Source organism: Halorientalis regularis (assembly GCF_023698535.1).
In the GTDB taxonomy this organism is placed as follows: Archaea; Halobacteriota; Halobacteria; order Halobacteriales; family Haloarculaceae; genus Halorientalis; species Halorientalis regularis.
This window is the reverse complement of record NZ_JALJCL010000001.1, coordinates 1-23,156: the sequence shown is the minus strand read 5'-3', so window position 1 is coordinate 23,156 and position 23,156 is coordinate 1. Positions and strand designations below refer to the sequence as shown.

Below are 23,156 nucleotides of genomic sequence, written 5' to 3'. Positions count from 1 at the left end.
TCAGGACCGGAGCCCGAGACGGAGACAGTGACGAGTCACCGATGACCGAGACGGTTCCGTTCACGCCGCTGGAAGAGGCGATCTTCTACATCGAGCGCATGCACGGACCCTGGAACGTCCAGTTCGAGGTCGAGACGACGGCGGGGATCGACCCAGCCCGTCTCCGGGCGGCCGTCGTCACGGCCTGTAACGTCCACCCGCTCGCCCGTGCACGCAGACGACCGCACGACGAGTCCGACGGGCGGGACGGTCGCTGTCACTGGGTCGTTCCCGGGGCAATCTCGGAGCTCCCGCCCGGGACCGTTACCGTCGCCGATGACCTGTCTGCGAGCGAGACGTCAGCGTTCTACCGCGAGCGATTCGATCCAACTGCGGAGTTGCCGTTCCGGATCCTCGTCGGTCGCGGCGACGGGCAGGCCGACGGCGACCGCGTGCTGATCTGCTCGAACCACGTCGCCGCCGACGGCGTGGGGTGCGCGCGGTTCGTCCGCTCGGTGTGTCGCGCCTACCGCGGTGAAGCCCTCGACGCCCCATCGGTGGACCTTGGGACGGCTCGCGCGGCGGTCGGGGACGCCGGTCCGACGAGTCCACGTACCGCCCTGAAGCTGCTGGGCGACGGCCTCCGCTCTCTCGGAACCACGCTCAGAGAACCGGCCCGAATCGCGGGAAACGGGGGCGTCGAGACCGAGGGTTGGCTGTTCGAGCGGCGACGGCTCGACGCCGACTTAACCGAACGGGTGCTGGGAGAGCGGTCGGAGGGGGCGACGGTCAACGACGTGTTGCTGGCGGCACTTCACCGCTGTATCGAGGCCTGGAACCGGGAGCACGGGGAGCCAGCCCGACGGATCAGCGTGATGATGCCACTGAACCTGCGCCCCAGGGAGTGGTTCTACGACGTGGTCGGGATGTTCACGACCATCGCCAGCGTGAGTACCCGACGACGGGATAGACGGGGCACAGGGACGACCCTGCGGACCGTCGTGGAGCAGACCCGTCGAGTCAAAGACCGCGACCGGACCACGATACCGCACGAGGTGGCCAAACTCCTCCCGTCAGGGACGCCCGTCGGCCTGAAGGAGTGGGTGCCGGAACTGTTGGACGGACTCGGTCGTCGGTTCGTCGACACCGCCGTGCTGTCGAATCTCGGCCGGATGCCCGCCCCGTGGCCGGGATTCATCCCCGACGACGACCCGACGCTCTGGTTCTCGCCGCCGTCGTTCACGCTGGCTCCAGTGGGGATCGGCGTCGCCACCGTCGGCGGAACGATCCACCTCACTGGCCGCTACTGGCGACGAACGTTCGACGCCGACGCCGCCACGTCGTTCACCGACCGGTATCTCGACTGTCTCGAATCGGTCGTGAGGTGAACGGTCCGCTCCCGGACCCCCAGCGCCGACTCGACTGGCGTAAATCCTCAGCCATTAGTCGGCTCGCTCCGACTCACTGCCATGCCCAGTGCGTTCGGACAGGCCCTGCTGGATCAGTACCGCGGCGAGCGGGAGACGCCGCTCCACCAGCGCGATGGCGAGGCGAGCAAGGTCCACCCGGTCGAGGACTTCTACTTCGGCGAGTTTCCGGACGAACCGGCCGCCGACTGGGTCACAACGTGGCTCGACGGTCCCCTGCTGGACCTCGGTGCCGGGGCCGGCCGCGACAGCCTCCACTTCCAGGACCGGTTCGAGACGGTCGCGCTGGACGTCGATCCGGCGCTCGTGACGCTGATGGACGAACGCGGTGTCACAGATGTGCGACGGGGCGATATGTTTGCCCTCCCCGAGCGGTTCGCGCGGGACCGCTTTCGGTCGGTGCTCTGTGTCGGCACGCAACTCGGGCTGTCGAAATCGATGCAGGGCCTGCGGTCGCTGCTCGACGACCTCGCCGCCGTCACGACGGCCGACGGAACGGTGGTCGTCGATGGGTACGACCCGACCGACGAGGGTGCCCCGGACATGCTCGGCTTCCGGGCCGATCCCACGCCCGGCCTCGCGTTCCGCGTCGTCACCTACGAGTACGACGGGACGGTGGACCCGACCCTGCTCTTCCGACTCGTGAGTCCCGACCGACTCCGTGAGGCGGCCGCGAAGACCGTCTGGCGCGTCGCCGACGTGCGGCGGCCACACGACGCCTATTACTACCGGACCGCACTGGAGAAAGCGTAGCCGGCGACGACAGCAGTCACTTCACGAACGTTTCCTCGATGGCGGACACCAGCGCGTCGAGTTCGTCGGCGTCCGGTTCGCCGGGGACCTCCTCCTCGACGAGGTCGGAGAGTCTATAGCCGTAGTAGCCACGGCCCACGTGTTCGATGTAGCCGTGGGTCCGGAGGGTGCGGTTGTGGGCGTACGCGCTGGTGCGGTCGCCGTCGCCGCCGCCGGCGAAGTGCGCGTCGAGGGGCTTGGCGGGGCCTTCCTTCCGGTAGTACCGCAACATGCCCCGCGTCTTCGGCGGCATCGCGTCGATGGCCTGGCGCAATTGCTCGACGAGTTCTTCGCCTTCGGGCGGTACCTCGCCGGGCCAGGGGTCGGCGTCGACGGAGACCGCTTCGCCGGACTCGCCGTCGTTCAACCCCTCGTCGTCTCCGACCGCAGCCATCGCCGCCGCCACGTCGCCGTCGTCGGCGTCGTCACCCTCGCCGTTGCGGCTGATCGCCTCGTCTGTCCCGCTGTCCTCGCCAGGTGGTCCCTCGAAGAACGAGGTCGGGGTCGTGGCCGGATCCGATTCAGGGTCGGAATCGTCGCCGCTATGTCCTGCTGTCGCCCCACCGTCGGCCGTCGCAGTTCCGTCGCCGTCGGCCGTCGCGTCGTCCGTGCTCCTGTCCGCCTCCTCCGCCCCGAAATCGGGCATCGGCTGGCGGTCCGGGTCGTCGTCGTCGGCGGCCGTGTCACCCGCCGCTTCCTCCGTGGCGGCCTCACTGGTGGTTCCGTCTGGCGCATCGTCGACCGACGGTTCACCGGCCGCCAGTTGTCGTTGCTCGCGCATCCGCTCCTGTTCGGTGCGGCCGGGGTTGACGCCTTTCACGGTGTCCAGCAGGGCGTCGACGAACTGGTCGGCCATCCGGGACATATCGCGGGCGTCCTGCAACTCCTTTTCCAGTTCCGCGATTCGGGAGTTCTTCTCGTCCAGTTGCTCGCGGAGTTCCTGGATGCGGTCCTCGGTTCGCTGTTTCTCCTCGCTGATCTCTTCGAGTTCCGAGACCAGATCCGAGCTCACCGACTTGAGGTCCGGTCGGTCCACGTCGTCCAGTCCGGGGGTCGCCCCGGCGTCGAAGGTCTGCTTGCGGTGGAACTGGACGCGCTGGACGCGCTCGGTCCAGTCGTTCATCATGAACGCCTCGCCGTCGTTCAGGTCCTCGACTGCCTCGGCGTACTCGCTGCCAAGGATGCGGCTGACGACTTTCGTGTCGTTGTTCCAGGTCAGCCGGTGCCAGACCAGCCAGTCACACTGCGTGATGAAGTCCTTCTTTACGTCGGCCGGCCGCTGGCTGATCCCGACCATCCCGAGGCCGTGTTTCCGGCCGCGTTTTGCGACCTTGATCAGCATCTTGCCCGCTTCGGTCATCGACCCCTTCTCGGGAATCCACTCGTGGACCTCCTCGACGAGCATCAGGAACGGCTGTTTCAGCTTCTTCTCCTTGGCGAACAGCTGTTTGGAGACCTCCGTCAGCAGGGTCTCGGCCTCGTCCTCGTCGAGGAACGAGGACACGTCGAGGATGATGGGAACGTTCTGTTCCAGCGCCAGCGAGGCGATCTTGCCGGCATGCTCGGTCGTCACCTGGATGTCACACTCCTCGTCGGCCCCGACGTGGAGGATCTCGTACGCCTCTTTCAGACCGTAGTACTCCCCGTCGATGTCGACGATGAGGATGCCGAAGCCGGCGTCGAGCAGGTTCTCGGCGATCACGCTGGCCGTGTTGGACTTCCCGCTGCCACTCTTGCCGGTGACGAACCCGCGCCCGGTCAGGATCTCGACGACCGGCAGGTCGACCGACTCGTTCGGTGTCGTCCCCGTCGGCGGGCCGTCGCTCAACTCGGCGACAGTGATTGTCTCTTTCTCGTCTCCCATCGCTTGTCGGGTACTCACACCGAGGCGACATAATCCTCCGTCAGCCAGCCGTCAGACGGAGGTTCCACCGCCGACACGGGCCGAACCAATATTACCAAGCGGTGTGAAGAACACACATACCGAACCCGTTCACCATGCGCCGTCACGAGACCACCGTCGAGGACCGCACCGTATACGTCGAGACCGGTGACGGCCGGTTGGAAGTCGGCGCGCTCGACCGGATCATCGACGCCGTCGGCGGACACGCCTGGACCATCGAGTACTCCGACTGGGAGAAAGAGTACTACGACGACCTCGATACGTCCGACGAGGGGATGATCGTCGACGTAGTGGACATGATGGAGGCGATGACCCACGGCGAGTCGTTCGTCGAGATGCTCCGGACACATCCGTCAGAGTCGCCGACGAGGACCGCCGGTGAGGGGGACGGCGAGGCCGAGACAGACAACGGGACTGATCTCTCGCCGCGGATGGGGCTGTTCGTGGGGAAACTCCTGGAGAACTTGGAGAGCGGGCTGGACTGAGACGGATGCGGGACAGTCGGCCATTCAGACGGCCCGAAACACGCGGATCGTGTCCCGCTTCGTGGGTTCGCGGATCAACTGGGCGAAGCCACGTTCGGAGAACACCTGTTTCCAGTCGCGGTGGTACAGCGGGAACTCGTCGTCGACGTAGCTCACGTCGGTCTCGCCTCGCCCGCGGTTCGGTCCGTTCCCCTCGTTTTCGGCGGTCACGAGCAGATCGGTCGTGAGCCGCTGAAACTCGTCGAACACCCACACGTCGTCGGGGTGGACGTGCTGGAGCGTCTCGACGGTGTAGATGGCGTCGAACGCCCCGTCAGGCATCTCGGGCAGGTGGTCTTCGAGGGCACCGTCGAGGAACGTGCCGGTCTCGACCAGTTCGGGATAGTGGGCGCCCATGACCTCGAAGGCGTCCGGGTTGATGTCGATCCCGGTGAGGTTCTCGAAGCCCTGTCGACGGAGGTGTTCGAGGTGGCGGCCACAGCCACAGCCGACTTCGAGGATGCTGGCGTCCTCGATGGCGTAGTGGTCGAGGACGCGGCCGATGGTCTCGCTCACCTCGTTGGGACCGATCTCGGCGTAGTAGGAGGGCGAGAACCGCCCGGAACGGTCGGCCCAGTCCTGGCGAACGTCCTCGGGGTCCATGTTCAGACGCTGACGCCCGCCGGTAATACAATGTGCGGTCTCGCCGTAACCGTCTGGTCCGCCGTTCCCGAGAGCCGTCACTCGAACTCGCCCAGCGAGGTCTGCCCCTCCGGGTCCTGGTCGTCGCCCTTCCGTGTGTCGTCCCGCTCGGTAAACGCGCCCAGCGAGTGGTTCTCCCGCCGACCGGTCCCTGCGTCACCCGCCGATGCGTCCTCGAAGCCGTCCAGGCTGGCCTGCTGGGCGTCCGAAAAGTCCAGATTGGAGACGCGCACGCCGACCTTCCGCACCTCGTCGTCGTGGAATTCCGTCAGGAGGTCGAGCGCGACCTCTTCTACGAGGTCGGCGTCCTCGACGGGCCCCGGGAGCGACTCCGCGCGGGTGTGCACGTCGAACGGTGGCGTGACGACCTTGATTCCGATGGTCTGATAGAGCGCGTCCTTGCTCCGCGCGCGTTCGGCCACGTCGCCGGCCAGCGCCTGGACCCGTTCGTGCTTGCGCTCGCCGTCGTCGGTCGCTTCGGTGAACGCCGACTCTCGGGAGAGGCTCTTTGGCTTCCCGACGGGTTCGACGGGTCTGTCGTCCTCGCCGCGGGCGTACGACCAGATCTCGCGGCCGCGTTCGCCGAAGCGGGCTTCGAGGCGCTCCGGATCGGCGTCGGCGAGGTCGCCGGCCGTCTCCACCCCCATCGACCGGAGTTCGCGGGCGGTGACGGGACCGACGTTGTGGACCTCCGCAACGTCCAGCGGTGCGAGGAACGCCCGGACTTCGCCGGGTTCGACGATCACCAGCCCGTCGGGTTTGTCGTGGTCGCTGGCGATCTTGGCCGCGCTCATCGTCGGTGCGACCCCCACGCTGGCGACGACACCCACCTCCTCCTCGATCCGGTCCTTGAGGTCCTGGCCGAACTCGGCGGCCGCCGCCCACTCCACGGTCTCGGTCACGTCGAGGTAGGCCTCGTCGATGCTCACCTCTCGCACCGTGTCGGCGGTGTCGTGCAGGATCGTCTTGACTTCGCTGGCGACCGACTCGTAGTAGTCCAGGTCGACCGTCCGGTAGAAGCCAGCCGCCTCGGGGTCGATCTCCGGGTCGTCGACGGCGTCGACCTTCCGGGGGAGCAGTTCCAGCGCCTGCGAGATGGCCATGGCGCTCTCGACGCCGAACTCGCGGGCCTCGTAGCTGGCGGTGGCGACTGCGCCGTGTGCCTCGCCGGACTCGTAGCCCATCCCGACCACGAGGGGTTCGTCCTCGAGGGCAGGCTCACGGAGGCGTTCGCAGGCGGCGTAGAAGCAGTCCATGTCGACGTGACAGATCACCTGCTCCGGCGAGCCGTCGTCGACGCCCGGCAGCCGCCCGTCCATGCGCTGGGGTTCGGACCGCCCCCACCTAAGTCTCTCGCCCGGCGGAACGGGTAGTGGTCAGATTAGCTGATTCCATGCGAAGGCGAACGATTGGAGCCAGTCGTCGGCTGTGTCTCGCTCGGCGTTGCTGAAATACCCCGTGGCCACGGTTCGGGTTCCGACCGACGAACTCACGGCCGGGGAAGCGAGACAGGCTGTCCCACCCGAGGTGCCGTCGTTCACCTACGAACCACCCGAGGGGGGCGACCTCGGAACCCTCACCACCGAAGTGACGTCGGACACCGACGCGGATACGCTCCTTGCACAGCCACAGGAAGCGCCGGGACTGTTCACCGATCGGGTTGGCAACTTCGCTGACGACGAAACGATCGGGGCCGGGACCACGCTCGAAGTCGCCGCCGACCCCGCCAGCGAGGCGGTCCGGATCTTCGCGAGCGACGACGGTGCGACAGGTGAGGTCACGCGCTGGCAGGGCCCCGAGTGACGCACAGCCCTCGCTATCGGGCCACCGAGCCCGAGTAAATTCCCGCTCGGGGCACAGCTACCGAGCAGACAATTCGTCGGAGAGTAGCCGAAACAAGCGGAGTCGTCCGCTCGTGTCGATTTGCGTATCACGCGTGCCGTCTATCGTGTCTCGATCGAGCCCGATACCGACCACGAGGCTGCCGTCGAGTGTTTCGTCGGAAGTCGACAACACCAAATGTCACTCGTCGGACTCGTGAACGCCCTCGTGAGTGTCTCTTGAGGGCGTCTTCTGCCACTACATCGTGCCACGGGGCGTGAGACTAGTCCGATTCCAATTCTGTCTATCAGCGACTGGACCAGTGTCCTCGACGTAGTGGTAAGGAGTCGGAAAAATCGTCGAGGGTCCTGTGGGTGAGGAGGGTCGGGTGGCCTATCCTTCTGGGTCGTCGCAACCGTTGTGCTGCCGGGTCCGTTGTGCCCGGATCCGATCGGCGATGTCACGAGCGTCGGTATCAGTACGTTTCATGGGGGACCAGCTGACAGCGCACTGTTGATCGGCGGTCGGAGCGTGTACCAGAGACCAACCGTCAGCAGCTGTCAGCATCGTGCACTACTTCCAGTGTCCTAAAGACTCCCGCCGACGTGTTTCGGGGCCTGACGCAGTGCCGGAACTGGTATCCACAGAGACCGGCGGCTGTCACCGTCGGGGGGCAAACGGGATTCGGCATACCCGACTTCAAAACAGTCGAAGACCGACGAGGTCTCCCGAACCGAAACTGGCGCGGTCCGACGGAAGAGCCAAAAAGAGGGGTGGGGGTTTGGAAGTAGCGGGTGACTAACGGAGACGGCTCTGAACCGTGGTCAGATACTGGGTGTCCCGCCTCTGACCCGGGGCGGGTATGTCAGGATAGGGGGTGTGGGGATATCAACCGGGTCGCACTATTGCAGGGTCTGAAACACGCGCTTTATTCACCCTCGATGGGCTCGGCTATCTCGATCGTCTCCGATTTCGAGAGGTCGCCATAGAGGGTGTAGGTGTGGTTAGCAGACTCCCAGATGAGGATCGAGTTGCCGTCGAACTCGTTGTACCAGCCAGTCCGGTTGCCGATGTCGACGGCCTCGAACACGTCGTTGTCGCTGTAGTTGTAGCCAGTATCAGATCGCTTCGAGAGGCTCACGTCGCCGTCTGACCCGTTCGTGTAACGAAGGCGCACTACCGAGTAGTCGTCGCCCTCGGAGAGATAGGCTGACTCGAACTCGTATTCGTCGGGAACCTCGGGTGAGGGCACCGACATTTCGGCTTCCGAACGGACGTCCGAGAGTGAATCGAAGGTGTGTCGTTCGTGATGATGCGGCTCGGGCTCACTGGCGTTGGCCGGGATGTCGATAGTGAATCGCGAGTCCGACAGGTCATCGTTCAGGCTGACGTTCGAGAACTGCATCGTCATGGTGTAGTTCATCCGCTCGGTGTCGGTGTCGACGGTCACTTTCGTCGGGAAGTACGTCTCGGTGTCGACCCAGACTGTCCCCGTTACGTCAGCATTCCGGTCCGACGTGGTGTTCGGAATGGCACGGAGTCGATAGACCTCGTTGCCGTCGACTGTCTCACTGGCCTCGTACTCGAACTCGGCGGACCCGACCATGCGTGTGGCCATCGTCGAGACGTTCGAGCTCACATCGTACGTATTGTACTGGTTCTCATCGGGTCGATAGGTGATCGTCCCGGTTTCGTTCCGGACGGTGATCGTCTCCGAGCCAGAACCGGAACCGACGACTTCGCGTCGGATTCGATCAGTCTCGAAGTCGGCCCAGAGTTTCGTCTCGGTCGTCGAGGTTTGGTTCCCGTCCATGGTCATTTTCGTCGTCTTGGTCAGCACCAGCGTGTCTATCGAGTCGACTCGCTGTTTGAACGTGTCGACGATCTCCTCGCCGGACGTATCGGAGACGTCAGATGGTCCGTCGGCGGTCGGTGTACTGCCTATCGGGGCTGCCATTGCGACAGCACCGGTCACGGCACTGGAGACCAGGAGGAGGGCTCCGAGCATCGCGACCAATCTGGAGGGCGGAAAGTCGTCAGCGGACATTACACTCCCATCTTCCGTTCCCATCACATTAAGACGGGAAACAGGGTTTCCGACCCGGAATCACACCCCAAAATATAAACAATGGACACACTGCTCGACGGGGAGCGGTCCGTCCCCAAGATGGCCTTCACGAGAGATGGTCGAGGAGGGCTTCAGTTACGGCCCCGCGCTCGTGGTGAATCTGGAGTGTGCGTCAGAGACATCCGTAGCCGATCGTCTAGTTCAGACTCTGTTCACCCATCGAGGGAGCGAGTCCGAGGTCGTCTTTGCTCCAGTGGATCAATGTCGGCTGGGAACCATGATCCCGTGGCGCGTCTGTCCATCCGACCGAGTACTCGCTGCCGTCGAAGAATCCGCGACGGCATCCGACGGAGTCTCTAGCTCTGAAACACCGGATCGTCGTTTAATATCCAGTCCCCACAAGGGACAGGTATGCGTCCGACTCGAACACAGTTCGCAGGTATTGTCACGATCACCGTCACCGTTCTCCTCGCTCTTCAGCGCTGGCGACGCTCGGAGGACGACACCAGCCACGACATCGCTCCGAGTGGTGACTGAGACTAACGAACAGCGGACAGCCCAAACAGGTGCCGGACACGCGCCAGGCGCCGAAGACCCCGAATTCTCCCGATAGTATCTCACGGAATAGTGCCGACAACAGTGAAACAAGATGAATAGTAACCAACGCGGAGCACATTCCAAGAGAGGTTGTTAGTTCTTGATTAGAATAATCATCACTCCTACGCGCATACTCAACAGGTTGTGTCCCAGGTCTAACTTCGGAAAACATCGCCGTAGTGAGTGGGTTGACGCTTGTTGTCCGTTCACCGACCCGCTCCGCCATAGCGTCTATCAGTTCGGGTTTTGAGTGCTCGTTCTGACGTCGAATGATCTTCTCACGAAAATCAGCCGTGGGTTTATATTCATGCTACAAATTCATAAATTACATATTTAAATACTATCTAACCACGACTAATTCAATCCTCTTTGTCTAACTCCCGCAGCAATTCGTCAGCCACGGATGTCGTCACGTAGTAGGTGTGCTTGCGGTGGGTCTCGTCTTTGGGTTTCAGCTTGCGCTCGCTAGCCTTGATCGTACTCCCCTCGTAGGTAGTCACCAGTCCCACGCGCCGAAGCGCACGGTACAGGTGGCGGACGTACTCGAAGTCCATGTCCAGTTCCTCGGCGGTCATCCGCGGATAGTCGGGGCCGCCGCGGGCCAGTCGCTTTGCAATCTTCTGTCCGTCCGGCAAGTGCCGGAGGACGTTCTTCTTCCCGTCCCGGTCTGCCAGAAAGCGCAGGAGATGATCGCCCTCACGCGAGAGGCGGTAGTAGGTGTGGTGCTGGCGGACCTCGTCGGCCTTCTTCGCCTTGACACGGCGTTGCTTGACTGTCCCCGACTCGACGCGCTCCAGGAGGCCGGCTGTTTCCATCTCCTCACACAGTGCCTCGACCTGTTTCCGTTCGGCATCGAGGTGCCCGGCCATCGACCGCGGATAGTTCCCCTCCACCGTATCGAGATGATACAGAATGCGATACGCCACCGGATCGGCTGGTAGTGGGGCCAGCTGGCCGACGACGGCCTGTTGCTGTTCGAGCTCGGCTTCTAACTCCTTCACCCGTTCGTAGCGTTGTTGAGCGTTGGCCGCTGGGTCTTGATCGAGATCCAGCACGACCTCGATGGACTCACCCTGTGGGGTCTCCAGTGTGACCGTGAGTTCTTCCTCGTCCCAATGGTCGCCAGGTTCATTTCGCGCGTCCTGGAGTGCTTCTTCGACCGTCTGATAGCGGGTCATGATCGTGTCGGCTTCCAACCGAAGGCGCTCGATCTCGGCCTCGGAGACCATCCTAGCTCCCAGTACACCCGTCGCTCGCTTGAAGCCACCGTGTCGGTCAGTGTATCACCAAGGAACGAGAGCGCTTCCTCGCCGTGACAAACTCCGTTCAACAGCATCGTCTATCAATTCGAATACGACACGGGAAGTTCAGTCTCAGAGCCGTGAGAACAGGTTACACACAAAGAGATCTTTGTTCTTACTCAACCACTTTGATTACCCGGGATAATGTTCAACTGTGAAACGACAAATTGTCCTTCTCGTACTCGTTCCAGTTCTCCTACTGGCGGGCTGCATGGGCGTTTTGAGCGGTGAAACAGAGCCCTCCGAACCGACGAACGTCTCGACCGAACAGGTGCCTGGCGTCACGAATGGGACGCTGTCAAACGCGTCAGCGCTCGTCGAAGCGAACCGGAACGCTGTGACAGCTGATGGGGCTATCCTCCAGATCAACGAGTCCTCGGCGGAGATGGATATCGACGCACGTCTCGTCATCGGGGCTGGCTTCGCAACGCATCGTCTCTCGGCCTCTGGGACGGTAGGTGACACTCAATCCACGGCTATCGACCAGTGGAGCAACGAAACCACACAATTCGTCCGCACGTCCGCAGGTGGGCAGTCGAACTATCGGGTTCTCGATGGATCCGAGGAGCGACTCACTAGTCTGTCCGCGATCGAAGGCTTCCTCTCAGTTGGCGAATTTACGGTAGCCAATCAGACGGCCGGTGACGGGCTGATCGTTTTGACCGCTGATAGCGCATCGGATGCGGACACATCGATGCCTGCGGCTGAGCGGTTCGACGGCCGTCTTGTAGTCACCGAGACCGGGCAGATTCACAGCTTGTCGGTCACACTCACTCGAGGCGGTGAGCAGGTGTCCTATGAGTACAGATTGCGCCAAGCCGGCGTCGAGAGCGTTTCCAAACCGGACTGGGTAGCCAACGTGCCCTCGGGTGCGACCGTGCAGGCCCAGTTTGCCGTCGACGTGGAAAACGACTCGTATCTCTCCCTCACGCACACCGAAGGCGATGTCGTCCCACGTACGGCAACAGTGCGAGTGGACTCCAACGGAACGACTGGGACGGTGAGTTTGAACAGTTCGCTCACAGCAGGCGCCACTCGCTATCTCTACTTCGATGGCTCCACCCAGGACCTCCGGATAAGTACCGAGCGGCCCCAGCAGGATACGATCTCGCCTGTCACGAGTCCGGCCTCAGTCCAGATTACCACCGACGGAGGTGTTGTCCTGCACAGTAGCAGCATGGGCTGGGGATCTGAGAGTGTTTCTGCTGGAAGTACTGGCAGTTCCCACGAGCCCACCCGCTCACCGAGTACCGACTAATCAGCCAGTCCATCGCCTTCGATTGAAACGAAAACGAAGTCGTCATTTCTTTCCCAGAGCACGGTATTTTTGCGGCATCCAGTTGAGCCAGGACACCGGCCCCATCGACACAGCGGGAAGTGACCGCCGAGCCAGTCGCTTCGGAGTGCGTTGACGGTACATATATCACAGTGGCGCTGGAGAGTCCCAAGAACATTCACGAAACAATCGGGGCCCTGTAATGTCAAGCCACTACATCACATCAGCAGACCATCTACCCGAGGAGTCACAGGCTGAAACCACGCTGCAGATCACAGATGCCAAGACAAAACGGATCTTCGAGGCACGCGTACGGATCGCACAGGACCCGGACGAACTCACCGATCCGGAGCCGGTGACAGTCGTCGCTGGCCCACACGAGAACGTCAGCGAAACCAGATATATCGAGCTCCTCGATGAAACCGATACGTCGGGCTTCGACCGAGAGTTGTTGACCCAGTTAGCGACCGAACAAGAGACCCGCTCGAATATCCTCAACACTCGGTCCGACGACCTGAGCGTACTACTCCGATATCTCGTCGAAACCGGCGAGTACGAATCAACTGCCAACGCGCTCCGCGAAATCGCCTTTAGTTACCTCGCTGCAGAACATCCGGCCCTCATCGACACCTACGCCGAGGTCCGTGAAGAGTTGGACGACGATCCGCTCGGGCGTGCTCTCGAGCAACGAGAGTGACCAATGGCTGCCAACTCGTTTCGCGACTATCTCGACCTGCTCGCTGCGGATGGCTGGATTCGGACGTTCGAGGAGTCGGTATCATGGGACCTCGAAGCCAGTGCAGTGACGATGCTCGCTAATGTCCGTGATGGGCCGATTCCCTTTTTCCAGTCGATCGCAGGGCTGGAAACGGAGACGAAGCTGGTCGGTGATCCGTACCGCGGCCCCCGTTCCCGTCCGTGGGACCACTTTGCTCGTGCGCTGGGGTTTTCGGCGGGACTCTCGGGGCGCACGTACTACGACCGTGTCATCGACCGACTCCACACACCGACGGAGCCGCGACTCGTCGACCGACAGGACGCCCCCTGCAAAACGACGATCCGGACGGGCGGTGACGTCGACCTCCTCTCGTTTCCGTGGCCGTACATTCACGAGGGTGACGGGGGGCGATACTCGAACCTCCACACGATCGTCGCACCGGATCCCGACACGGAGTGGGGGCGCTGGTCGAGCCATCGGATGATGCTCCACGACGATTCGCAGGCCAGTCTGCTGTTACTGGCCGGCGAGCAGGTCCCTAACCGGTACTACTATGACTACGAACCACGGGACGAACCGATGCCGATCGCAGTCGTCATCGGCGCGGAACCCACTGTCGAGTGCACTGCGGATATGTGGATTCCGTCCGGTCGGAGTGAAGCTGCCTTCGCGGGTGGACTCAAGAACGGGCCCGTAACTCTCGTCGAGTGCGAGACGAGTGACCTGTACGTCCCGGCGACGGCCGAGTTGGTGCTCGAAGGGCACGTTCGCCCTGCGGATCGTCTTGACGAGGGCCCGTTCGGGGACTACTTCGGGTACATGAACGGGCCACGTCGGTCCATGCCGGTGTTCGAGGTTGACGCGATTACGCACCGACGAGAACCACGTCTCCCCTTCTGCGTCGAGGGAACCGGCGTCGGATATGGGCAAAACTCTTCGAGCACACTCCGAGTCGCGGCGGCCGGGCCCGACGCGACGGTCGGGCTCAGGGCCGCCGGTTTCGATGTCGAAATGGCGGTTCCGTGGCAGTTTACGTCACGAACCGTCTGGGTTATTTCGACGGACTGTCCCTACCCGGGATACCTCCACGAGCTCGCGAACTTTATCTTCACGACGTGGGGAATGCTCCATATCGACTTCTTTGTGTTCGTCGATGCCGATGTTGATCCGCACAACCCACGAGCGGTGCTTTCGACGATCGCACTCGACGCCGATCCGGATGCCGATTTCCACCAATTCGGTGTCGAACGGATGCCAAAAGTCCCGCTCAACATCTACCAGACGCCCGACGAGAAAGGGAGCGCAGATGTGGGAACCTCGAAGGCCAAGACTGCCAAAGCTTACATCGATGCGACAACCGATGGTGACCCGAAGGAATCGACTTCGGCCGCCGAAACCCGGAAACAAGCCCAGGAACGCCTGGTCGAGGCCGGACTAGACGCTGGACGCTTCGACCGCCTCGACGAGCGGGAGGGCGAGTCACGATGATTCCGTTTGCGCAGTACGTCCAGGGACTGGCCGGCGACGACGATCTCGTGCACCTCGACGGGCCATTCGACGTTCCGGTCGATGTCCTCGCTGGTGAGGCGCTTCGTGCGAGCGGCCCGGCCCTCCAGTTCGAGCGCTCCAACGGGGTCGATCTGGTCAGCGGAGTGTTCAGTGGCGCGGATCTGATGCAGCAACGCGACGCTCAACCGTGGTCGCGACTCTCGCTCGGACTCGGGTTGGATCCCGACGCGACACTCGTCGACCTCCTGGAGCGGATCAGCGATCTCGGACCGGGCGCCGTGGACCCGGACCCGACCTATACGGGGCAGTCGGCGTCGGGGACAGATGCAGACGTACAGGAAGTACAATTGCCACAGGGGGAGGCCGACACGTGGCCCGCGCTGACACTCGGTGTTGCGTCGGTTGCAACGGCTGACGGGACACATTGGGCGCCGATCCATGGCTCGGTTGTGAGTGGTGAAAAACTCAGGGTCCGCGTGCCCGATTCCTTACAGTCGCTCCTAAGCGACGACGCAACGATCACGATCACCCTCGGCGTCCCGCCGGCAGCTATCACGGCTGCGTACCTGCTTGCCGTCACCGAGCGCGTCGACACGCCGATTCAATCCTGTGGGGTGGCCAGCGCCGTCCCGCTCGTGCCGACGAACGGCGGACTCGTCCCGAGTACGACGGAGATCGTCGTCGAGACGAAGATTACCGACCGACAGCCGGACTTCCGGTCCGACCGTCGAGAAGCCTGGGAGTACGTTACCAAAAGTGAGTCGCTCTCGCTGTCAGTCGAGCGTGTCCTCACCACCGACGATCCGGTCGTTCCCGTCACCCCAGTCGGCCGGCCGCTCGCTGACGATCTCCAGCTCACGGGGTTGACGACGGCTGCGGCACTTTACCACCGAGTCAACAACTACTGGGGCATCTCGCCCGTGGAGTGGATTCTCGTGCCGGCGGAAGCCGAACTTGGTGTCTGTTTTGTGGCCAGCGATGTCCTCTATGCTGGGTTTGAGTGGCAACTTGCCAACATTCTCTTCTCGTTCTCGTCGCTGTTCGATACCGTCGTCATCGTCGACGAGGACGTCCCACCACAGGACTTCGGCCGTGTTCTGGCCGACATCTGGCTGAAGGCCCACCCCGCTCGCGACTGGATTTTTAGCGATCCGGACGCGCCTGCGGCGACACGCCCCCGGTACAGACGGGACGGCGAGACGGGGTCTCGCGTGTACGTCAATGCAGCTTGGGATCCGCGCTGGGAGGATACGTACATCGCACCACGTGTCACGTTCGAGAACTCGTTCCCGAGCGTCGTCCGCGATACGGCATTGGCGCTGTGGAACGAAGAAACTACCAGCTGAGTTTTGCTACCTGACTTCATCAAGGTTGCAATCCCTCGTTAGAATTACTTTGAAAATAAAAATATACGAATATATCGAAAACGCTTCTGTTTACGCAATACGTCGGTCTATTATTTCCCTCAAAGAATATTGGCTCATATTTCTTCCAATAACTATAACAATAAAATTTTACGGTGCATTTATATAAGGGGACACTATTCCGAGCGGTGTATGGTGACTAGCCACAACCTCACGGACTACGAAACGGTTCGGGAAGAGTTCTCGTGGGACGACATCTACGCGGAAGCCGACTGGGATGCGCCGAACGAACTGAACATCGGGCACGAGGTCGCCGACCGCCACGCGACCGACCGTGGACAGGTCGCGCTCTATCAAGTCGGAACCGACGGGGAACTGACGACGATGACCTTCTGGGAACTCGCCGATCGGTCGAGCCAGTTCGCCCACGTCCTCGACGATCTCGGCGTCGAGCAGGGCGACCGGGTGTTCTCGTACATGCCCCGAATCCCCGAACACTACGTGGCGCTGGTCGGGACGCTCAAACACGGCGCCGTCTGGGGAAGCGTCAACGAACGATTTGGCCCCGATGGAATCTCCTACCGCCTGGACGACTGCGACGCCAAGGTCCTCGTCACGACGACGGACAACCGTGATACGGTCGAAGACGCACTGGACGACGCGCCAGCAGTCGAACACGTGATCACCGTCGACCGCGGCGGTGGTGCACCGGCCGACGACGTGGTCTTCAACACCGCGCTGGACGAGGCGAGTACTGAGTACGAGGTTGCCGAAACCGGCGGTGAAGACGATGCTCTGCTGTACTACACGTCTGGAACGACCGGCCTCGCCAAGGGCGTCCTCCACAAACAGCGCTGGATCGCCGGCGTCGCGGCGACCCAGAAGTACGCCGTCGACCTCCAAGACGGGGACCTCTACTGGTCGACCGGCGACCTTGGCTGGCTGACGGGTGCGATCAACACGCTCGGCGCGTGGTTCTGGGGCACCTCACTGTTCACCTACGAGGGCGAGTTCGACCCCGAGGAGTGGGCCGACTTACTCGACGAGTACCCGATCAACGTCCTGTTCTCGGTCCCGACGGCCTACCGGATGCTTCGGGAGAACGAAGAGGTACTCGACGACGCCAATCTTGACCTGCGACATGCCCTCTCGATCGGTGAACCACTCAGCGCCGGCGTCGTCGAGTGGGGCGAGGAGGAACTCGGCGTCACCATCCTCGATACGTACGGCCAGACCGAGACCGGGAATATGATTATCAACAACTATCCGACGATGGATCTCCGGCCGGGGTCGATGGGCAAACCACTGCCCGGCATCGAAGCCGACATCGTCGACCCCGAGACGGGTGAGGTCATGGAACCTGGCGAAACCGGCGAGATCGCCCAGCGTGGGGACTACCCGTGTTTCTTCGCCGAGTTCTGGGAGAAACCCGAGAAGACCCGGAAGGCCTTCGTCGACGGCCCCGACGGCGAGTGGTATCTCTCGGGCGACCTGGCACACAAAGACGAAGACGGCTACTTCTGGTTCGAGGGGCGGGCCGACGACGTGATCCTCTCGTCGGGCTACCGGATTGGTCCCTTTGAAGTCGAGAGTTCGCTGGGCGAACACGAGGCCGTTGCCGAGGCAGCGGTCGTCCCTAAACCCCACGAAGAACGGGGCAACATCGTCAAGGCCTATGTCGTTCCGAGCGAGGGGTCGGAGCCGTCCGATGGTCTCGCGGAGGACATCCAGAACCACGTAAAAGAGGAACTCTCGGCCCACGAGTACCCACGCGAGATCGAGTTCCGTGATGAACTGCCCAAGACGGTGACGGGCAAGATCCGCCGGACCGAACTCCAGGACGAAGCCGAGGAAGAAGCCGACGTTGAGCCCTGACGCTTGCTGAGCAGAGCCGCAATATTATATATCAATGAACTTCGAATCCACGGCAGAACGTTCGATGATTCGGTCGACCGCGGCAGACGTGGCGGCCGAGTACGGACCGGAGCACTGGCGAAAAAAAGAAGAGCAAGGCGAATTTTCCGAGGCGTTCTGGGACGAACTGGCCGAGGCGGGCTTCCACGGCCTGCTGGTCCCCGAGGAGTACGGGGGTGCCGACATGGGCATGCAGGAGATGGGCCTGGCCATGGAGACGCTCTGTGCCGAGGGCTGTGGCATGGCCGGCACCTGGTACCTGGTACTCACCGCGGGCATGGCCGCCGTCGGTATCCAACAGAACGGCACCGAGGATCAAAAGCAAACCTATCTGCCCGACATCGCCGATGGAAAGCGCAACTTCTCCATCGGCATCACCGAACCCGAAGCCGGGACGAACACGCTGAACGTCGCGACCCGGGCCGAGAAAGACGGCGACGAGTATGTCCTCAACGGCCAGAAAGCCTGGATCACCTTCTCCGATCGGGCCGACAACATGATCCTCGTCACCCGCACGACACCCCGCGAGGAAGTTGAAAAAGGCACCGACGGTATCAGCCTGTTCATCGTCGACATGGACGCCCCCGGGATCGACGTGTCGCCAATTCCCAAACACGGTATCAACTACTCCAAATCCTGTGAGGTCTTCTTCGAGGACGTGCGCGTCCACGAAGACGACCTGCTCGGCACGGAAGACGAGGGCTGGCCCGCGCTCGTATCGATGCTCAACCCCGAACGCATCGGCTTTGCGGCCGCCGGGACCGGCATCGGCAAACTCGCCGCCGACCAGGCCATCGAGTACGCTAACGACCGCGAGGTGTTCGGGCGCCCCGTCGGCGAACACCAGGCGGTCTCGTTCCCCATCACCAAGGCCTACGCACGCATGGAGACGGCTACGCTGATGCGCCAGAAGGCAGAGTGGCTTTACGATAACGGCGAGCCCTGTGGCTACGAGACAAACGTCGCGAAGGCAACGGCCGTCGAAGCCGGTATCGAGGCCGTCAAGCAGTCGATGCAGGCCTTTGGTGGCTGGGGCTACGCCAAGGAGTACGACGTGGAGCGGTGGTGGCGCGAGATCAACCTCACCCGTCTAGCACCGGTCTCCCAGCAGATGGCGTACAACCACATCAGCCAGGAACTCGGCTTCCCCAAGTCCTACTGATGTTCGGGAAAGTTCTCGTCGCCAACCGCGGGGAAATCGCGGTCCGCGTGATGGCGGCATGTGAAGAACTGGGCATCGAGACGGTCGCCGTCTACAGCGACGCCGACCGCAACGGCGGCCACGTTGAGTACGCCGACGAGGCCTACAACGTCGGCCCCCCGCCGGCCAGCGAGTCCTACCTCGACCAGGCGGAGATCGTCGACGTGGCACAGCGAGCGGACGCCGACGCGATCCACCCCGGCTACGGCTTCCTCGCGGAGAACGCCGCGTTCGCCGCCCGGGTCGAGGCCGCCGACGGCATCACCTGGGTCGGCCCGCCAAGCGACGCGATGGAGACGCTGGGCGAGAAGACAAAAGCCCGGACCGTCATGCAGGAGGCTGGTGTCCCGGTCGTCCCCGGGACGACCGACCCCGTCGACGACCCCGAAGAAGTACGCCAGTTGGGCGAGGAGTACGGCTATCCCATCGCGATCAAGGCAGAGGGCGGCGGTGGCGGCCGCGGAATGAAGATCGTCCGAAGCGAGGCTGAAGTCGAGGACGCGCTGGAAAGCGCAAAGCGCGAGGGCGAGGCCTACTTCGACAACGACTCGGTCTACGTAGAAAAGTACCTCGAAGCCCCCAAACACATCGAGGTGCAGGTGCTCGCGGACGAACACGGCAACGTCCGGCATCTAGGCGAACGCGACTGCTCGCTCCAGCGCCGCCAACAGAAGGTCATCGAAGAGGCCCCAAGCCCTGCGCTGGACGCCGAGCTGCGCGAGGAGATTGGCGAGGCCGCTCGCCAGGGCGTCCGGGAAGCCGGCTACACCAACGCCGGCACAGTCGAGTTCCTCGTCGAGGACGGCGAGTTCTACTTCATGGAGGTCAACACCCGAATCCAGGTCGAACACACCGTCACCGAGGAAGTAACCGGGATCGACATCGTTCGCTGGCAGCTGCGTGTCGCCGCGGACGAGGAACTCGACTTCGCACAGGACGACGTGGAGATCGAGGGTCACGCCGTCGAGTACCGGATCAACGCGGAGAACCCGGCCGAGGACTTCGCGCCGACGCCGGGACCGCTCGAAACGTACGAGCCCCCGAGCAGTATCGGTGTCCGCCTCGATCACGCGGTCGCGCAGGGCGACGAGATCGGCGGCGACTACGACTCGATGATCGCGAAGCTGATCGTCACCGGCGAGGACCGCGACCACTGTCTGGACCGGTCGAAGCGTGCCCTGGACCACTTCACTGTCGAGGGCGTCCACACGACGATCCCGTTCCACCTGCTGATGCTCGACGACGAGCGGTTCGTCGGCGGCGATCACACCACGAAGTACCTCGATGAAGAGCTCGACGACGAGGCCCTCGACGCGGCCGTCGAGCGCTGGGGTGCCGACGCGGTCGGCGGCGACACGCCGTCGGCGTCGACCGACGAAATCGCCGTGGAGGTCGACGGGAAGCGCTTCGACGTAGTCGTCGAGGACGACCTTCCACGGACCCCGCGGGGCGGCGACGGCGGCGGATCGAGCGGCGGGAGTTCCGGCGGTGGCTCGTCCGGAAGCGCCGCGGCGGACGTGGCCGCCTCGGGCGCGATCACGGCCGAGATGCAGGGCACTGTCCTGTCGGTGGCGGTCGACCCCGGCGACGAGGTCGCGGCGGGCGACGTCGTCTGCGTGCTGGAAGCGATGAAGATGGAAAACGACGTGGTGGCGTCGACCGGCGGGACCGTCGCATCGGTCCCAGTCGCGGAGGGCGACTCGGTGGACATGGGCGACACCCTCGTCGTTCTGGAGGAGTAATCATGCGCATCAGAATCTCGGACGACACGACCGAATCGGAGGCAGAGGCGATCGCGGAGGCGCTGGCGACGCACTTCGAGGACGACGTGATCCTCGTCGTCGACAGCGGCGAGGAGATCGGCAGCGCGACCTACGACGGCGACGAGCGCGAGGCGGCCGAACGGCGCGCGGACGACCTCGGCCCGACCGAGCGCGAGGAGAGCCTGATCGAGGAGATCGAGGAGATCCTCGAAGGCGGTCCCGAAAAGTACAAAGAGCAGTTGCCCGAGCAGGGCAAACTCTTCGTTCGGGACCGGGTCGACCTGTGGTTCGGCGACGACTTCCTGTTCGAGGACGGAACGTTCGCGGAGTTCGACTCCGACGACCAGCTCCCGGCCGACGGGCTCATCACCGGGGCCGCGGAGTTCGAGGGCCGGGACCTGCACTTCATGGCCAACGACTACACGGTCAAACGCGGGTCGATGGCCTCCAAGGGCGTCGAGAAGTTCCTGCGGATGCAACAACGGGCTCTGAAAACGGGACGGCCCGTCCTCTACCTGATGGATTCTTCGGGCGGCCGGATCGACCAGCAGACGGGCTTTTTCGCCAACCGCGAGGGCATCGGGAAGTATTACTACAACCACTCGATGCTCTCGGGTCGGGTGCCACAGATCTGCGTGCTGTACGGGCCCTCTATTGCCGGTGCGGCCTACACCCCAGTGTTCGCGGACTTCACCGTCATGGTCCGAGGTATGAGCGCGATGGCGATCGCCAGTCCCCGGATGGTCGAAATGGTCACCGGCGAGGAGATCAGCCTCGAAGACTTGGGTGGCCCTGATGTCCACGCCCAGTATTCAGGGAGTGCCGACCTCGTCGCCGACGACGAAGAACACGCACGCGAACTCGTCGCCAAACTCATCGGCTACCTGCCCGACAACGCCGACGAGGACCCACCACAGACCAGCGGCGCTGCGCCGAAGCTCTCCCCGGAGGGGATCGACGCCGTCGTTCCCCAGGAGCCGAACAAGGGTTACGATATGTTCGACGTGATCGACCGGGTGGTCGACGCCGGCTCGACGCTCGAACTGCGACCCGAATACGGCAAGGAGATCATCACCTCGTTTGCCCGGATCGACGGCCGACCCATAGGGATCGTCGCGAACCAGCCCAACCACCGGGCCGGTGCGATCTTCCCTGACGCCGCCGAGAAGGCGGCTCAGTTCATCTGGACCTGCGACGCCTACAACATCCCGCTGTTGTATCTCTGTGACACCCCCGGCTTCATGGCCGGCTCCGGCGTCGAGAAGGAGGGGATCCTCGAACAGGGCAAGAAGATGATCTACGCCACGTCCTCAGCGACGGTTCCCAAACAGTCCGTCGTCGTCAGGAAGGCCTACGGCGCGGGCATCTACGCGATGTCCGGCCCGGCCTACGACCCCGAATCGACCCTCGGCCTGCCCAGCGGTGAGATCGCGATCATGGGGCCGGAAGCGGCGATCAACGCCGTCTACGCCCGGAAACTCTCGGAGATCGATGACGAAGAAGAACGCGCAAAACGCGAACAGGAACTCCGCGAGGAGTACCGCGAGGACATCGACATCCACCGAATGGCCAGCGAGGTCGTCATCGACGAGATCGTCCCGCCCAGCGATCTCCGAGAAGAGCTGTCGAACCGCTTCGCGTTCTACGAGACCGTCGAGAAGGACCTGCCGGACAAGAAACACGGCACGATTCTCTAACACACGAGAGAGACAATGACAGGGAAGTACTACGAGGAGTTCGAGGTCGGCGAGACCATCGAACACGGGAAACGCCGGACGGTTAGCGAGAGCGACAACCAGCAGTTCTGCGACATGACGATGAACCAGCAGCCGCTGCACCTCGACGCCGAGTTCGCGGCCGACACCGAGTTCGGCGAGCGACTGGTCAACGGCCTCTACACGATGAGTCTGGCCGTCGGGCTGACGATTCCGGACACAACCGACGGGACCATCGTCGCGAACCTCTCGTACGACAACGTCGAACACCCGAATCCCCTCTTCCACGGCGACACGATCCGCGTCCAGTCGACCGTGACCGACAAGCGCGAGACCAGCGACGGCGAACGCGGCATCGTCACAATGCACGTCGAGGTGTACAAGGTGAACGGCGACGAGGAACAACTCGTCTGTGAGTTCGACCGCACCGCACTCTCACTGAAACGCGAACACACCGAGTAACAGCTTCCCGAATTCAGAATTTTAGTATCATGACAGACTCGATTGCGGAGATGGACGAGATCGTCCACGAGCCGAGCCAGGCGTTCGTCGAATCGACGAACGTCTGGGAGTTCATGCAGACCTACGGCATCGACGACTACGAGGCGCTGATCGAGCGAACCACGACCGACATCGACGGCG

The 23,156-nt window shown here is 63.0% G+C and carries 19 protein-coding genes and 1 pseudogene; 14 read left to right on the top strand and 6 right to left on the bottom strand.

Translation table 11 applies throughout. The features are described from left to right. Positions 1-41 precede the first annotated feature (41 nt). Complete coding sequence (locus tag MU521_RS00095) at positions 42-1,367, top strand: hypothetical protein (RefSeq protein WP_092687394.1); 1,326 nt, start codon at positions 42-44, stop codon at positions 1,365-1,367. A gap of 81 nt (positions 1,368-1,448) precedes the next feature. Beyond that, positions 1,449-2,159: a methyltransferase domain-containing protein gene (locus tag MU521_RS00090; RefSeq protein ID WP_092687397.1), complete on the top strand. Its 711-nt coding sequence runs from the start codon at positions 1,449-1,451 to the stop codon at positions 2,157-2,159. Between the two features lie 16 nt (positions 2,160-2,175). Here the strand turns inward: MU521_RS00090 and MU521_RS00085 are convergent, their stop codons facing one another. After that, positions 2,176-4,062, bottom strand: a complete 1,887-nt coding sequence (locus MU521_RS00085; protein ID WP_092687400.1) for a helicase HerA domain-containing protein — start codon at positions 4,060-4,062, stop codon at positions 2,176-2,178. A 134-nt stretch (positions 4,063-4,196) separates the two neighbouring features. Here MU521_RS00085 and MU521_RS00080 point away from each other — a divergent pair, with 134 nt between their 5' ends. After that, a complete protein-coding gene (locus MU521_RS00080; protein ID WP_092687403.1) occupies positions 4,197-4,586 on the top strand; it encodes a hypothetical protein in 390 nt (129 codons plus the stop codon). A 24-nt stretch (positions 4,587-4,610) separates the two neighbouring features. On the opposite strand, the gene MU521_RS00075 is transcribed toward MU521_RS00080, so the two are convergent. The 3 genes and pseudogenes from MU521_RS00075 to MU521_RS00065 form a co-directional block, all read right to left on the bottom strand. Beyond that, positions 4,611-5,228, bottom strand: a complete 618-nt coding sequence (locus MU521_RS00075) for a class I SAM-dependent methyltransferase (RefSeq protein ID WP_092687407.1) — start codon at positions 5,226-5,228, stop codon at positions 4,611-4,613. Positions 5,229-5,305: 77 nt separating this feature from the next. Continuing rightward, complete coding sequence (gene dinB / locus MU521_RS00070) at positions 5,306-6,586, bottom strand: DNA polymerase IV (RefSeq protein WP_092687410.1); 1,281 nt, start codon at positions 6,584-6,586, stop codon at positions 5,306-5,308. A 57-nt stretch (positions 6,587-6,643) separates the two neighbouring features. Then, positions 6,644-6,718: pseudogene (locus MU521_RS00065) on the bottom strand (IS6 family transposase); the annotation flags it as partial. A 7-nt stretch (positions 6,719-6,725) separates the two neighbouring features. Here MU521_RS00065 and MU521_RS00060 point away from each other — a divergent pair. Further along, on the top strand, positions 6,726-7,070 hold the full coding sequence (locus MU521_RS00060; protein ID WP_175452719.1) for a hypothetical protein: 345 nt from the start codon (positions 6,726-6,728) through the stop codon (positions 7,068-7,070). Between the two features lie 946 nt (positions 7,071-8,016). On the opposite strand, the gene MU521_RS00055 is transcribed toward MU521_RS00060, so the two are convergent. Continuing rightward, entirely contained in the window at positions 8,017-9,135 is a 1,119-nt protein-coding gene (locus MU521_RS00055; protein WP_250864782.1) for a DUF4367 domain-containing protein, read from the bottom strand. A 432-nt stretch (positions 9,136-9,567) separates the two neighbouring features. Here MU521_RS00055 and MU521_RS21325 point away from each other — a divergent pair, with 432 nt between their 5' ends. Continuing rightward, the gene (locus tag MU521_RS21325) at positions 9,568-9,693 is read left to right on the top strand and encodes a hypothetical protein (protein ID WP_281186981.1); all 126 of its coding nucleotides are present in this window, start codon (positions 9,568-9,570) and stop codon (positions 9,691-9,693) included. 419 nt (positions 9,694-10,112) lie between these two features. Here MU521_RS21325 and MU521_RS00050 read toward each other — a convergent pair whose 3' ends face one another. Next, positions 10,113-10,982, bottom strand: coding sequence for a DUF2250 domain-containing protein (locus tag MU521_RS00050; RefSeq protein WP_092687419.1), 870 nt, complete (start codon positions 10,980-10,982; stop codon positions 10,113-10,115). Between the two features lie 226 nt (positions 10,983-11,208). On the opposite strand from MU521_RS00050, the gene MU521_RS00045 reads away from it, so the two are divergent. From MU521_RS00045 to MU521_RS00005, 9 genes are all read left to right on the top strand, one after another. Further along, positions 11,209-12,312 (top strand): DUF7537 family lipoprotein, encoded by a 1,104-nt coding sequence (locus tag MU521_RS00045; RefSeq protein WP_139171028.1) that lies wholly within the window; start codon positions 11,209-11,211, stop codon positions 12,310-12,312. A 220-nt stretch (positions 12,313-12,532) separates the two neighbouring features. Beyond that, positions 12,533-13,027 carry a ubiD operon protein gene (locus MU521_RS00040; protein WP_092687425.1) on the top strand — a complete coding sequence of 165 codons (495 nt, stop codon included), beginning with the start codon at positions 12,533-12,535 and terminating at the stop codon, positions 13,025-13,027. Between the two features lie 3 nt (positions 13,028-13,030). Further along, entirely contained in the window at positions 13,031-14,536 is a 1,506-nt protein-coding gene (locus tag MU521_RS00035; RefSeq protein WP_092687428.1) for a UbiD family decarboxylase, read from the top strand. Next, positions 14,533-15,903: a UbiD family decarboxylase domain-containing protein gene (locus tag MU521_RS00030; RefSeq protein ID WP_092687431.1), complete on the top strand. Its 1,371-nt coding sequence runs from the start codon at positions 14,533-14,535 to the stop codon at positions 15,901-15,903. Before MU521_RS00035 ends, MU521_RS00030 begins: the two co-directional genes overlap by 4 nt. Before the next feature lie 210 nt (positions 15,904-16,113). After that, on the top strand, positions 16,114-17,796 hold the full coding sequence (locus tag MU521_RS00025) for an acetate--CoA ligase (RefSeq protein ID WP_092687434.1): 1,683 nt from the start codon (positions 16,114-16,116) through the stop codon (positions 17,794-17,796). A 34-nt stretch (positions 17,797-17,830) separates the two neighbouring features. Further along, a complete protein-coding gene (locus MU521_RS00020; protein WP_092687437.1) occupies positions 17,831-18,997 on the top strand; it encodes an acyl-CoA dehydrogenase family protein in 1,167 nt (388 codons plus the stop codon). Beyond that, complete coding sequence (locus MU521_RS00015) at positions 18,997-20,778, top strand: acetyl/propionyl/methylcrotonyl-CoA carboxylase subunit alpha (protein ID WP_092687440.1); 1,782 nt, start codon at positions 18,997-18,999, stop codon at positions 20,776-20,778. The genes MU521_RS00020 and MU521_RS00015 overlap by 1 nt, the downstream gene beginning before the upstream one ends. A 2-nt stretch (positions 20,779-20,780) precedes the next feature. Further along, the gene (locus MU521_RS00010) at positions 20,781-22,496 is read left to right on the top strand and encodes an acyl-CoA carboxylase subunit beta (RefSeq protein ID WP_092687442.1); all 1,716 of its coding nucleotides are present in this window, start codon (positions 20,781-20,783) and stop codon (positions 22,494-22,496) included. A gap of 15 nt (positions 22,497-22,511) precedes the next feature. Then, positions 22,512-22,976 carry a MaoC family dehydratase gene (locus MU521_RS00005; RefSeq protein ID WP_092687445.1) on the top strand — a complete coding sequence of 155 codons (465 nt, stop codon included), beginning with the start codon at positions 22,512-22,514 and terminating at the stop codon, positions 22,974-22,976. Positions 22,977-23,156 lie beyond the last annotated feature (180 nt).

Excerpts from the sequence above, each read along its gene's own strand:
- MU521_RS00020 (WP_092687437.1), top strand. The coding sequence starts at position 17,831 with ATGAACTTCGAATCCACGGCAGAACGTTCGATGATTCGGTCGACCGCG.
- MU521_RS00080 (WP_092687403.1), top strand. The coding sequence starts at position 4,197 with ATGCGCCGTCACGAGACCACCGTCGAGGACCGCACCGTATACGTCGAG.
- MU521_RS00005 (WP_092687445.1), top strand. The coding sequence starts at position 22,512 with ATGACAGGGAAGTACTACGAGGAGTTCGAGGTCGGCGAGACCATCGAA.
- MU521_RS00010 (WP_092687442.1), top strand. The coding sequence starts at position 20,781 with ATGCGCATCAGAATCTCGGACGACACGACCGAATCGGAGGCAGAGGCG.
- MU521_RS00090 (WP_092687397.1), top strand. The coding sequence starts at position 1,449 with ATGCCCAGTGCGTTCGGACAGGCCCTGCTGGATCAGTACCGCGGCGAG.
- MU521_RS21325 (WP_281186981.1), top strand. The coding sequence starts at position 9,568 with ATGCGTCCGACTCGAACACAGTTCGCAGGTATTGTCACGATCACCGTC.
- MU521_RS00095 (WP_092687394.1), top strand. The coding sequence starts at position 42 with ATGACCGAGACGGTTCCGTTCACGCCGCTGGAAGAGGCGATCTTCTAC.
- MU521_RS00085 (WP_092687400.1), bottom strand. The coding sequence starts at position 4,062 with ATGGGAGACGAGAAAGAGACAATCACTGTCGCCGAGTTGAGCGACGGC.
- MU521_RS00025 (WP_092687434.1), top strand. The coding sequence starts at position 16,114 with ATGGTGACTAGCCACAACCTCACGGACTACGAAACGGTTCGGGAAGAG.
- MU521_RS00015 (WP_092687440.1), top strand. The coding sequence starts at position 18,997 with ATGTTCGGGAAAGTTCTCGTCGCCAACCGCGGGGAAATCGCGGTCCGC.
- MU521_RS00055 (WP_250864782.1), bottom strand. The coding sequence starts at position 9,135 with ATGTCCGCTGACGACTTTCCGCCCTCCAGATTGGTCGCGATGCTCGGA.
- MU521_RS00050 (WP_092687419.1), bottom strand. The coding sequence starts at position 10,982 with ATGGTCTCCGAGGCCGAGATCGAGCGCCTTCGGTTGGAAGCCGACACG.
- MU521_RS00075 (WP_092687407.1), bottom strand. The coding sequence starts at position 5,228 with ATGGACCCCGAGGACGTTCGCCAGGACTGGGCCGACCGTTCCGGGCGG.
- MU521_RS00030 (WP_092687431.1), top strand. The coding sequence starts at position 14,533 with ATGATTCCGTTTGCGCAGTACGTCCAGGGACTGGCCGGCGACGACGAT.
- MU521_RS00035 (WP_092687428.1), top strand. The coding sequence starts at position 13,031 with ATGGCTGCCAACTCGTTTCGCGACTATCTCGACCTGCTCGCTGCGGAT.
- dinB (WP_092687410.1), bottom strand. The coding sequence starts at position 6,586 with ATGGACGGGCGGCTGCCGGGCGTCGACGACGGCTCGCCGGAGCAGGTG.
- MU521_RS00040 (WP_092687425.1), top strand. The coding sequence starts at position 12,533 with ATGTCAAGCCACTACATCACATCAGCAGACCATCTACCCGAGGAGTCA.